This window comes from Oceanobacillus sp. M65 (genome assembly GCF_052246275.1).
Taxonomy (GTDB): Bacteria; Bacillota; Bacilli; order Bacillales; family Amphibacillaceae; genus Oceanobacillus_B; species Oceanobacillus_B jordanicus.
Genome location: NZ_JBQQCJ010000001.1, coordinates 114878 through 127080 on the forward strand (window position 1 = coordinate 114878; position 12203 = coordinate 127080).

Here is a 12203-nt window from a genome sequence, read left to right on the forward strand (position 1 = left end):
AGAAAAGGGAATGGCGGAGAAAGATTTTAACTTACATGATGTTGTGCAAATGAAGAAGCCTCATCCGTGTGGAGAGAATCGCTGGAAAATAATTCGGATGGGAATGGACATTCGAATTAAGTGCCTTGGATGTGATCATAGTGTGATGATTCCACGAAGAGATTTTTCAAAGAAAATGAAAAAGGTTTTGGAAAAAGCAGAATCGTAATCTGAACAGATGCTTGCGAAAGGATCGAAAACTTTAAATACGTGTAAAATGGACGATTCTCCTCGAAAAATGGTATCATGAGAGTAGAAAAAGATAGTGTTAGATAAAAAAATAAGGTTAAAAACAAAAATAGGCATTTTAAAATGCCTATTTTTGTTTTTTGCTAGCTTGTCAATTGATTGTCTACTATCTATAATTAGGAGGACTACCACGTTCATGTGAATGGAAATCCTTAAGGAGTGAAGGTTGTATGGCTTTAACAGCAGGAATCGTCGGTCTTCCGAATGTCGGAAAATCAACATTATTTAATGCAATAACGCAAGCGGGAGCAGAAGCTGCGAACTATCCGTTTGCAACTATTGATCCCAATGTAGGTATTGTGGAAGTACCCGACGAGCGCTTAGATAAATTAACAGAATTAGTAAAACCGAAGAAAACCGTACCCACTGCATTTGAATTCACTGATATCGCAGGAATTGTAAAAGGTGCAAGTAAAGGAGAGGGACTAGGAAACCAATTCTTATCCCATATCCGCCAGGTGGATGCGATTTGTCAGGTCGTCCGCTGTTTCCAAGACGAAAATATTACACATGTTTCCGGAAAAATAGATCCAATTGATGATATCGAAATCATTAATTTGGAGCTAATTTTGGCTGACTTAGAAACCGTCAACAAACGGTCTCAACGTGTAGAGAAACTGGCAAGACAAAAAGATAAGGAAGCTGTGGCAGAGCAGGAAATCCTTGTGAAGCTAAAAGCTGGCCTAGAGGAAGAAAAGCCTGCTCGAGCATTGGACTTCTCGGAAGATCAATGGAAAATAGTAAAAGGCCTTCACTTACTAACAGCAAAGCCGACTTTATATGTGGCAAATGTTAGTGAAGAAGAGGTTGCAGATCCTGACGGCAATGAAAACGTACAAAAGGTAAGAGAATTTGCAGCTGCAGAAAATGCAGAGGTTATTGTCATTTGTGCGAAGATAGAAGAAGAAATTTCGGAGCTTGATCAGGAAGAGAAGGAAATGTTCCTCGAAGATCTCAACATTACGGAGTCTGGACTGGATAAGCTTATTAAAGCTTCTTACCATCTATTAGGACTAGCTACGTATTTTACTGCTGGAGAGCAGGAGGTTCGAGCTTGGACATTCCGTGAAGGCATGAAAGCACCACAAGCCGCAGGTATCATTCATACAGACTTTGAAAGAGGGTTTATTCGTGCTGAAACGGTGTCTTATGGGGATTTGGTAGATGCAGGTACGATGGGACAAGCAAGAGAAAATGGTAAAGTACGTTTGGAAGGTAAGGAATACATCGTTAAGGACGGCGATGTCATTCATTTCCGTTTCAATGTGTAATTAAAAAGTATAACGAAAAAAGGATCTCTCGAAACCTTGTTATTTCAATAAAGATTTGGTATAATACACTATTGTGAGTAATTATTATTACGATTACTCCTTGCCCTTAGTGAGAATGGCATCTTGCCTGACAAAAAATAAGGGCCGCTAAGACCAAAAGGAGGTGTAACGGATGAGAAAATACGAAATCATGTATATCATCCGCCCAGATATTGAAGAGGATGCTCAAACAGCTCTAATTGAGCGCTTTAATGGTATTCTAACTGATAATGGCGCGGAGATTGAAAAAGTTGATGAAAAAGGCAAGAAACGTCTTGCTTATGAAATCAAAGACTATCGTGATGGATATTATGTAATCATTAATTTCAGCGGTGATGAAAATGCAGTAAATGAATTTGATCGCCTTGCTAAATTCTCTGATGACATTATTCGTCATATTGCAATTCGAGAAGAAGATAAATAATAGGGAGTGGTTCTGATGTTAAATCGTGTCGTACTAGTTGGCAGGTTAACGAAGGATCCCGATTTACGTTATACACCCAACGGAGTGGCCGTAGCTAATTTTACTATTGCAGTTAATCGTCCTTTTTCTAATCAGCAGGGAAACCGTGAAGCTGATTTCATTAACTGTGTGGTCTGGAGAAGACCTGCTGAAAACCTTGCAAACTTTATGAAAAAGGGAAGCCTGATTGGTGTGGATGGTCGTGTTCAAACACGTACATTTGAAAGCCAGGATGGAAAAACGGTATTTGTAACAGAAATTGTTGCAGACAGCGTCCAATTCCTTGAATCTAAAGGAGCCCAGGGTAGAGGACAGGACAACTCAGGAGGTTTCCAACAAGATAGAAACCAAAATCAGTATCAGCCTAATCAGAATCAGAATCAGAACCAAAACCAGAACCAAAATCAGGACGACCCATTCCGAAATAATGGGGAGCCTATTGATATATCAGACGATGATTTACCATTCTAATATAAAAAGGAGGGTTATCAATGGCAGCTCGTCGCGGACGCGCAAAGCGTCGTAAAGTGTGTTATTTCACAGCAAACGGAATTACACACATCGATTACAAAGATGTAGATTTGCTAAGACGTTTCATTTCTGAACGCGGAAAAATTCTTCCTCGTCGTGTAACTGGAACTTCTGCAAAATACCAACGTAAATTGACTGTAGCAGTTAAACGTGCTCGTACAATGGCATTGTTACCATTCGTAGCAGAGTAATTGTAAATAAAACCTCCAGATCCTTATATGGATCTGGAGGTTTTTTAATTGGTTGGAAAGTTGGCGATGTTATTCAGGATCCAATGGAGAAACTACCACGATGAGACATGCCTTTAATTAATTTTTTCTGTTAAACCCATGCTCATCTAAAATTTCTTTTGCTGCTTCGCTTTGTAGAAAATCAATAAATTTCTCTGAGTCAGCATGGTTGGTGCTATAGGTAGTAACTGCTACAGGGAACTCTATAGGATCATGGAGTTTTGAATCAACAGGAAAGAGCATTTCCAGTCGATCTGATTCAATAATATCGGAATAATAAACAAAACCAGCGTCCACTTTTCCTGATTCAATAAAAGTTACCACTTGGGAAACATCTTTTGCATAAAAGAAAGAATGGGATAAGCCATCCCAGGCATCTGCGGCTTGCAGTGCTTGCTTTGCATAGGACCCAACTGGTGAAGTCTCAGGTTGACCCAATATAACTTTATCAAACGAACTCTGCTTTAATTCCTCAAATGATGACACATCAGAATCGTCTCCAGCTGTACCGGCAAGCACTAGTTGATTTGTAGCAAAGTTCGTTCTAGAATCTTGTACAATCATGGATTGATCTGCAAGCATGTCCATCCACTCCTGATTTCCAGAGATAAATAGATCAACAGGTGCTCCTTGCTGTATTTGCTGGGCGAGCTCCCCGGAAGGACCGTAATCTACGTTAATGTTAATATACGGATTCTCCTCTTCAAATGCTTCCACTAACTCGGGCAAAACGCCGGACATACTTGATGTGGTAGCTAATAGCAAATGGGTTTCCTCAGTAGATTTTACAAATGGATCATTTGAGCAACCGGTAAGGCTGACTAAACCAATTAATACGAATACTAGATACTTCATAGGAAATAATCCTGCTCCTAACTATATGGATTCGGTTATTTTTACTTTCTTCGCTTTGGATAGATAGAGATAATAAAGAACAGCATAATTAAAATATAAACAAAAAAAGCGCCTAATAACATATCATCTACAGGAAGAAGTAAAGCAATGATCGTATATATAATAAACGGAATCGTTGCAATAAATACGCTCATTTTCCAAAGTAATGGGAACTGTAGCTTGCGTTCCATCAATTTTGCTAATCTAAGTCCAATGTAGGCGATGATGGAGACGCCGATATAAACAAAAACAGCCATTGGCAAATAGTAAAAAATAAAGAAATATATAATGAGGAAAGCTATATTAAGTTCGGCAGACACGCCACTATTTTCCACAATGCGATCAATAAAAGCTGGAATGGAGACAAGTATAAGCAGAATAAACATATAAATAATTGTAACATCCATGCTAACACGGTTTAGCGAGAAGGTAGCTTTTTTACTTGGGAGTTTAAGGCTTTGCAGAAATACTTGACGGAATTTCATATTATTCATCCTTATTTAATAGTCTATCTTCTATTATAAAGGAAAACCAACTCACATGATGGAATAAACATGACATTTTTATTAACGGGGCATATAGCCATTCTGTAAGAGAAAAAACCGTTACAAGTTATAACAGGATATTCCCCGGGAAATAATATTTTCTACTGTTTTCGACAAGCCTTTCAATAAAAAACATGTTATCATTATAAAAGGTAATCTTTTTGTCCGCTTTGATTTAGTATTAGGCGAATGAAGCTTCCCCCTACTTTACTGCTTACATCTTGCCGAGCAATAAAGTGGGGGGATAAATGTTAAAGTGGAATAATATTTATTGAAAGTTAGATGAGGTGCGAAATGAATCAATCTAAAAAAATAGTAGACGGAGCTATCCTGACTGCGGTATATGCAGTTCTTCTGCTTGTCAGTGTATTTGTTCCTGTAATATCAATTCTAGCGGTGGTACTCTTACCAATACCGTTTGTGATTTATGCATCAAGACATGGTGGGAAGCCTGCTTTGTTGATGTGGCTTGCAGCAACCATAATCTCGATGCTTGTCGCTACCCTTTTTTCCTTGCCTATTGCCGTTTTAATGGGTAGTGGGGGAATAATGATCGGGGGCGCGATATATCGTAAGCTTTCTGCACATGAAACATGGGCCAGAGGAACGTTTGGATTTATTTTTGGACTTCTCTTTGTATTTGTTTTTACACAGGTTGTCTTTCAGGTAAATTGGACTGAAGAAATAGAACAACAAATGAATACGTCAATGGACTTAACCTTTGAGACACTTGGTGAATTCGGATTTTCAGAACAGGAACAGGGAGAAGAAATGATTGGCCAGACAATCGACCTCCTCGTAAACTTATTGCCAGTTATCCTTGTCGGAGGAGCAATTGTAATAGCATTTATCAGTCAATGGCTTAGCTATAAGGTGCTAAATAGACTAGATAAAAAAGAATTGCAGTTTCCGCCGTTTCGAACACTTAGGTTTCCGGCATCATTAATCTGGGTATATTTCTTTGCTTTAATCGCCTCATTTTTGGTAAGTGACACGACAAGCTTCTTTTATACTGGGGCACAAAATATACTTGCTTTAACAGGGCTACTGATGACCCTACAGGGATTTTCATTTATTTTCTTTTATGCACACCATAAGAAAATGTCCAAAGCAATTCCTATATTCAGTGTGGTACTCACCCTTTTATTCCCAACACTCTTACTGTTTCTTGTACGATTCATCGGAATTATAGATTTGGGATTTGGGATGAGAGACCGTCTTGAAAAAAAAGATGAATAGTCCTCAAAAAATGGTTTTACGCAGTAGGAGCTGATGAAAATGCCAGATGGAAAGAAGAACCCCATGCTAAGTAGTCACTTATGGGTCATTTATTTACTATCTATCGTATTGCTCGTTGTAATATGGTATTTCCAGTGGGTGCTTGGTCTTATCATGACATTGTTACTTGGGGCATCCTTTTTTTACAGCATACGCACAGAAAGAACATTACAGGATGAAGCAGAACAATATATTTCAACGCTATCTTATAGAATAAAGCGGGTCGGTGAAGAGGCCCTGCTTGAAATGCCGTTTGGAATCATCTTATATAATGAGGATTACACCATTGAATGGGCAAATCCTTATATGAATCAGTTTGCAGACGATAGTTTGGTCGGGAGTTCACTACAGCAATTATCTGAAGATCTTATTCCAATGATAAAAGAGAATAAAGGTAGTATTTGGTTTCACCTAGAAGGTTATGAGTTCCAGACCACGGTGAAAAAGCAAGAGCGATTGCTTTATCTTTTTGATCGGACAAAACAGGCTGAATTACAACAACTGTATCATGATGACCAGACAGTATTAGCCTTTATTTTCTTAGATAACTATGAAGAGATTACCCAGAACATGGATGACACTAGTAAGAGTCAACTCAATTCCAGGGTAACGGAAGTTCTAAATAAATGGTCGACCTCTTATGGGCTTTACTTAAAGCGTACTTCCCAGGAAAGGTTCCTGGCAGTCGGTACAAAAGATATTTTACAAAAGCTTGAAAAAGTAAAATTCGATATTCTTGATGAAGTTCGCGAGTTAAGCGGAGAGCAGAATAATCCTGTAACACTAAGTATCGGTGTTGGCCAGGGAGATGTTGATTTACCAACTCTAGGCGAGCTTGCACAGTCGAGCCTTGATTTAGCTCTTGGACGCGGAGGCGATCAGGTAGCAATTAAGGATGATTCAGGAAAAGTAAGATTTTATGGCGGGAAAACAAACCCGATGGAAAAAAGAACAAGAGTTAGAGCGCGCGTCATCTCTCATGCTTTAAAAGAATTGGTACGTGCAAGCGACAATGTTATCATTATGGGGCATAAATCTCCGGATATGGATTCACTTGGTGCGGCGATCGGAATCCTGAATATCGCGAAATCCAATGATGTAGAAGGTTATATTGTGTTTGATCCAGATGATGTGGATACTGGGGTCTATCGATTAGTGGATGCCATTAAAGAAGAGGAAAGTGTGTGGCAGCACTTTATTGAACCAGGTGAAGCAGAGTCTATTACAGGCAACAGAAGCCTAGTCGTTGTTGTTGATACGCATAAACCGTCCATGGTAGCGAGTGAGAGTCTGCTACACCAAACAGAATACAAGGTTGTTATTGACCACCATCGTAGAGGGGAAGAGTTCATTGATAACCCTACACTTGTTTATATGGAACCATATGCGTCTTCCACTGCTGAACTGGTGACAGAGCTTTTAGAATACCAGCCGAAAAAACTGAAGCTGAAGATGCTTGAAGCCACTGCACTACTTGCAGGGATTATTGTCGATACAAAAAGCTTTACATTACGTACTGGGTCAAGAACCTTTGATGCAGCCTCTTACTTAAGAGCTAAAGGTGCAGATACCGTACTTGTTCAGCAATTTTTAAAAGAAGATCTCGATTTATATATTGAAAGAAGTAAGCTTATTGAGCGGGCAGAGGTGTACCGCGACCATATTGCCATATCAAAGGCGGATGAAGGAACTGCCTACGGTCCGGTATTAATTGCCCAGGCGGCTGACACATTATTGACAATGAGTGGAATTAACGCATCATTTGTCATTTCCGAGCGAAAAGATGGTAGAATAGGAATAAGCGCTCGTTCATTGGGTGAAGTAAATGTTCAGGTAGTCATGGAAAAAATGAATGGTGGCGGCCATTTAACCAATGCCGCAACTCAAATAGAAGATACTACAATCGATGATGCAGAGAAACTGCTCAAAGATATTTTAGAAGAGTACTATGAGGGGAGAGAAGCTGAATGAAAGTAATTTTATTACAGGACGTTAAAGGAAAAGGCAAAAAAGGTGATGTGAAAAATGTTTCCGATGGTTATGCACGTAATTACCTTTTAAAAAATAACTTAGCAGAGGAAGCAACCAATGCTAATATGAAAGCTCTAGAGGCACAAAAGAAAAAGAGTGAGCAACTAGAGCAACAAGAAAAAGAAGAAGCAATGGACTTAAAAGACACACTTGCGGAGCTTACAGTTGAATTAAAAGCAAAATCCGGTGATAGTGGTCGACTTTTTGGTTCTATTACAAGTAAGCAAATTGCAGAAGCCTTGCAAAAAGAGCATGGCTATAAAATAGATAAACGTAAAATTGAGCTAGATGAGCCAATCCGTGCACTTGGGTATACAACAGTACCAGTTAAACTCCACCAAGAGGTATCTGGCTCGATCAAAGTACATGTAGCAGAAAAATAAGCATTCCACCGTACCATGTTTTTTATGAACAATGGCACGCTGATGGGAACATGCTATCTTTACACGTTAGGCAAGTATCAAATTTTAGCTAGGGAGTAATGTCGACGTAGTTAAAATTTTGAAGGAGGGCTCACTTTTTAAAAGGTGGGCCTTCTATCATGAAATCACAAAAGAAAGGGGGCGGGGTACATGAGCGACACATGGAGCGATCGTAGACCACCACATAATATAGAGGCAGAGCAATCCATAATTGGTGCTATATTTCTAGATCCAGAGGCGTTTTCGACAGCATCAGAACTGCTCGTAGCAGAGGATTTTTACCGGGCAGCACATCAACGCATCTTTGGTGCGATGATGAAGCTTGCTGACAGAGGTGAGCCGATTGATGTCGTTACGGTTACCACGTATTTGCATAATGCGAAGCAGCTTGAGGAAGCTGGAGGTGTAACGTATCTTTCCGAGGTGGCTGAAAGTGTCCCAACCTCTGCGAATATAGCATACTATTGTAAAATAGTTGATGAAAAAGCGTTGTTACGCCGTCTGATTCGATCCGCTACAGACATTGTTACAGCTGGATTTGAACGGGAAGATGAAGTAGAAGATGTATTAAACGAGGCTGAGAAAACAATTTTAGAGGTTTCCGGACGTAAAAACTCTGGTGCCTTTAAAGCAATAAAAGATGTATTAATTGATGTCTATGATAATATTGAGCAACTTCATCACCAAAGCGCGGATGTTACAGGGATACCGACAGGATTTCGTGATTTGGATCGTATCACCTCAGGCTTCCAACGAAATGATTTGATTATCGTAGCTGCCCGACCATCTGTTGGTAAAACGGCCTTTGCCTTAAACGTAGCGCAAAACGTGGCCGTTAATACAGATGAAAATGTAGCGATATTTAGTCTGGAGATGGGAGCAGATCAGCTTGTACAGCGTATGCTCTGTGCTGAGGGGAATATTGATGCCCAGCGCATGCGAAATGGACAGTTACAGGCAGATGACTGGAGTAAGCTAACGATGGCAATGGGGAGTCTCTCTAATGCAGGTATTTATATTGATGACACACCTGGTATTCGGGTTGCTGATATCCGCTCCAAATGCCGTCGATTAAAACAAGAGCATGGACTTGGGATGATTCTAATTGATTACCTGCAGTTGATCCAAGGTAGTGTTAATTCTAAAGAAAACCGACAGCAGGAAGTATCAGAAATATCTCGTTCATTAAAAGGACTTGCCCGTGAATTGAACGTACCGCTTATCGCGCTATCTCAGCTTTCTCGTGGTGTGGAACAAAGACAAGATAAACGCCCTATGATGTCCGACCTTCGTGAATCAGGTAGTATTGAGCAGGATGCCGATATTGTTGGCTTCCTATATCGTGATGATTACTATGATACAGAATCAGAGAAACAAAACATTATCGAAATCATAATTTCCAAACAACGTAACGGTCCAGTTGGTAACGTAGAATTGGCTTTCGTTAAAGAATACAATAAATTTGTGGACTTAGATCATCGCTACTCAGAAAGCGATGTTCCACCAGTGCCAGTGTAATAATTTGAGCAGTCTTTCCTTTAGGAGAGACTGTTTTTTTATTCGTTAAGAGTATATAAAATTTAACGTCCCAAATATAAGAAAAAGACGAGCGGACACGAGTTTTTCTATTAAATAAGGACAGTATATAAAATAAGTAAGAATCTAGGTAGTGAAAAGGCATAGGTAAAGACCCCCGGATTACGGAGTACAGCGCCGAATTAGCAATTTTACAACCAGTGATCTTTAAGGATTATATAGATAGCAAACAAAAGGCCCCTATTACGAACAATAAAATTTATTTATATAACATTGTTCGTATTTCGCATTGACTGACATGAACAAAATTGGTAAACTTACAATGGTGATTAAAGAAAACATATAATATAAATATTTGTGGAGGTGCACTATGTCCTCAGTAGTAGTAGTTGGAACACAATGGGGCGATGAAGGGAAAGGAAAAATTACTGACTTTCTATCGCAAAATGCAGAGGTAGTTGCCAGATATCAAGGTGGTAACAACGCTGGACATACAATTAAGTTTGATGACGTTACGTATAAATTACATTTGATTCCATCCGGAATTTTTTTCGATGATAAAATTTGCGTGCTTGGTAATGGAATGGTAATTGATCCAAAAGCATTCGTAGAAGAGGTTGCATATTTACATGAGCGCAATGTATCAACTGATAACCTGCGTATCAGTAACCGCGCACACGTTATCCTACCATATCATTTAAAACTAGATATTTTACAAGAAGAAGAAAAAGGAATAAACAAAATCGGGACAACGAAGAAAGGGATTGGTCCTGCTTACATGGATAAAGCGGCTCGTATGGGAATTCGAATTGCCGACTTGATGGACAAGGATGCATTCCGTGAGAAGCTGGAACAAAACCTTAAAGAGAAGAACCGTTTATTTGAAAAAGTATATGAAGTAGATCCAATCCAAGTGGAAGAAATACTTGAAGAATATTACGAGTATGGACAGCAAATGGCTAAATACGTTTGTGATACATCCGTAGTACTTAATGACGCACTTGATGAAGGTCGCAGAGTATTATTTGAAGGTGCACAAGGTGTCATGCTGGATATTGACCAAGGAACCTATCCATTTGTAACCTCCTCCAATCCGATTGCTGGTGGAGTAACAATTGGTTCTGGTGTTGGTCCAACTAAAATTAACCATGTTGTCGGTGTATCCAAAGCCTATACAACGCGTGTTGGTGATGGCCCATTCCCTACAGAGCTACATGACGAAGTTGGTAACCAAATCAGGGAAGTTGGTCGTGAATATGGTACAACAACAGGCAGACCACGTCGTGTTGGCTGGTTTGATAGTGTCGTTGTTCGCCATGCGCGTCGTGTCAGTGGTATCACAGATTTATCACTAAACTCAATTGATGTCCTAACAGGAATTGAAACATTGAAGATTTGTGTAGCGTATCGCTATAAAGGGGAAGTTATTAACGAGTTCCCTGCAAGTCTTGTGGCACTTGCCGAGTGTGAACCAGTCTATGAAGAAATGCCAGGCTGGACTGAGGATATTACGGGTGTTAAAAGCTTACATGAACTACCTGAAAATGCACGTCATTATCTAGAGCGCATCTCCCAACTAACAGAAATCCCGCTTTCTGTATTCTCTGTTGGGCCTGACCGTAGTCAGACAAATGTTGTACGTAGTGTATATAGCTAAGTAAGGAATCGAGAGTCAGCCATGAAGGAAGAAGTACCTTAATAGGTCCTTCCTTTATGGCTGTCTTTTTGCATTTCATTTTTATAATAAGTACTTTGTGTTTAAAAGAAGGAAATCAACCAGTTCACTAATAGGCGGGTAAAGACATTTACCCAAAAGTACGGTAGAATAGAAGTAAGTGTTTTAATAAAGATGGCCTGCGGAAAGTGTAATTTCGTGATGCCGCCATTGCATTAATACGGCGATGGTTTAAAACCGGACTTTTTGAAAAACCTCAAGTAAGTATGCGAAAAAAAAGGATGTGGCAAAGATGAGTCAAAAGATTTTAGTAGTTGATGATGAACAGCCAATTGCAGATATATTAAAGTTCAACCTTGAAAAGGAAGGCTATGATGTTGTACTTGCACATGATGGCGATGAAGCCATACAAGTAGCAGAAGCGGAAAAGCCTGATCTAATATTATTGGATATTATGCTACCAAATAAAGATGGTAATGAAGTGTGCCGAGAAATCCGCAAAACACAGATGATGCCAATCATTATGCTAACAGCAAAAGACTCCGAGATTGATAAAGTCCTTGGATTGGAACTAGGAGCAGATGATTATGTTACGAAGCCATTTAGTAACAGGGAAGTAATCGCCCGAGTAAAGGCAAATCTGCGTAGACAACAAGCGGTACCTGACGATACAGTGAAAGCAACGAAGGATATTGTGATCGGTAGCCTTGTGATACATCCAGATGCCTATGTTGTATCAAGAGATGGAGAACAAATTGAGCTAACCCATCGCGAATTTGAGCTGCTTCATTATCTGGCCCGCCATATCGGGCAGGTGATGACAAGAGAGCATTTACTGGAGACAGTATGGGGATATGATTATTTTGGTGACGTGCGAACAGTAGATGTTACGGTACGTCGACTTCGTGAAAAAATTGAGGAGAATCCGAGCAATCCGGTCTGGATCGTAACCCGAAGAGGTGTTGGATATTATCTACGCAGTCCCGAGCAGGAGTAATGT

The 12203-nt window shown here is 39.7% G+C and carries 13 protein-coding genes; 11 read left to right on the top strand and 2 right to left on the bottom strand.

The window, feature by feature from the left end:
* Positions 1-10 precede the first annotated feature (10 nt).
* The 5 genes from ACTWPF_RS00585 to rpsR all read left to right on the top strand — a co-directional run bounded on the left by ACTWPF_RS00585 (position 11) and on the right by rpsR (position 2783).
* On the top strand, positions 11-208 hold the full coding sequence (locus tag ACTWPF_RS00585) for a DUF951 domain-containing protein (RefSeq protein WP_161464219.1): 198 nt from the start codon (positions 11-13) through the stop codon (positions 206-208).
* Between the two features lie 250 nt (positions 209-458).
* Entirely contained in the window at positions 459-1559 is a 1101-nt protein-coding gene (ychF, locus tag ACTWPF_RS00590) for a redox-regulated ATPase YchF (RefSeq protein ID WP_106898424.1), read from the top strand.
* A gap of 172 nt (positions 1560-1731) precedes the next feature.
* Positions 1732-2022, top strand: a complete 291-nt coding sequence (rpsF, locus tag ACTWPF_RS00595; protein WP_036578087.1) for a 30S ribosomal protein S6 — start codon at positions 1732-1734, stop codon at positions 2020-2022.
* A 15-nt stretch (positions 2023-2037) separates the two neighbouring features.
* Positions 2038-2532, top strand: coding sequence for a single-stranded DNA-binding protein (ssb, locus tag ACTWPF_RS00600; RefSeq protein ID WP_443147957.1), 495 nt, complete (start codon positions 2038-2040; stop codon positions 2530-2532).
* A gap of 20 nt (positions 2533-2552) precedes the next feature.
* Complete coding sequence (gene rpsR / locus ACTWPF_RS00605) at positions 2553-2783, top strand: 30S ribosomal protein S18 (protein WP_106898422.1); 231 nt, start codon at positions 2553-2555, stop codon at positions 2781-2783.
* 117 nt (positions 2784-2900) lie between these two features.
* Here rpsR and modA read toward each other — a convergent pair whose 3' ends face one another.
* Positions 2901-3677 (bottom strand): molybdate ABC transporter substrate-binding protein, encoded by a 777-nt coding sequence (modA, locus tag ACTWPF_RS00610; RefSeq protein WP_106898421.1) that lies wholly within the window; start codon positions 3675-3677, stop codon positions 2901-2903.
* 41 nt (positions 3678-3718) lie between these two features.
* Positions 3719-4201 carry a DUF1189 family protein gene (locus ACTWPF_RS00615; RefSeq protein ID WP_443147958.1) on the bottom strand — a complete coding sequence of 161 codons (483 nt, stop codon included), beginning with the start codon at positions 4199-4201 and terminating at the stop codon, positions 3719-3721.
* Between the two features lie 354 nt (positions 4202-4555).
* On the opposite strand from ACTWPF_RS00615, the gene ACTWPF_RS00620 reads away from it, so the two are divergent.
* The 6 genes from ACTWPF_RS00620 to yycF all read left to right on the top strand — a co-directional run bounded on the left by ACTWPF_RS00620 (position 4556) and on the right by yycF (position 12200).
* Positions 4556-5500, top strand: a complete 945-nt coding sequence (locus ACTWPF_RS00620; protein WP_443147959.1) for a YybS family protein — start codon at positions 4556-4558, stop codon at positions 5498-5500.
* Between the two features lie 39 nt (positions 5501-5539).
* Positions 5540-7510 (top strand): DHH family phosphoesterase, encoded by a 1971-nt coding sequence (locus ACTWPF_RS00625; RefSeq protein WP_443147960.1) that lies wholly within the window; start codon positions 5540-5542, stop codon positions 7508-7510.
* Positions 7507-7953: a 50S ribosomal protein L9 gene (gene rplI, locus ACTWPF_RS00630; RefSeq protein WP_036578077.1), complete on the top strand. Its 447-nt coding sequence runs from the start codon at positions 7507-7509 to the stop codon at positions 7951-7953. The genes ACTWPF_RS00625 and rplI overlap by 4 nt, the downstream gene beginning before the upstream one ends.
* 189 nt (positions 7954-8142) lie before the next feature.
* The gene (dnaB, locus tag ACTWPF_RS00635; protein WP_036578076.1) at positions 8143-9510 is read left to right on the top strand and encodes a replicative DNA helicase; all 1368 of its coding nucleotides are present in this window, start codon (positions 8143-8145) and stop codon (positions 9508-9510) included.
* 388 nt (positions 9511-9898) lie between these two features.
* Complete coding sequence (locus ACTWPF_RS00640) at positions 9899-11185, top strand: adenylosuccinate synthase (protein WP_161464762.1); 1287 nt, start codon at positions 9899-9901, stop codon at positions 11183-11185.
* Positions 11186-11495: 310 nt separating this feature from the next.
* Positions 11496-12200 carry a response regulator YycF gene (gene yycF, locus ACTWPF_RS00645; RefSeq protein WP_106898416.1) on the top strand — a complete coding sequence of 235 codons (705 nt, stop codon included), beginning with the start codon at positions 11496-11498 and terminating at the stop codon, positions 12198-12200.
* Positions 12201-12203 lie beyond the last annotated feature (3 nt).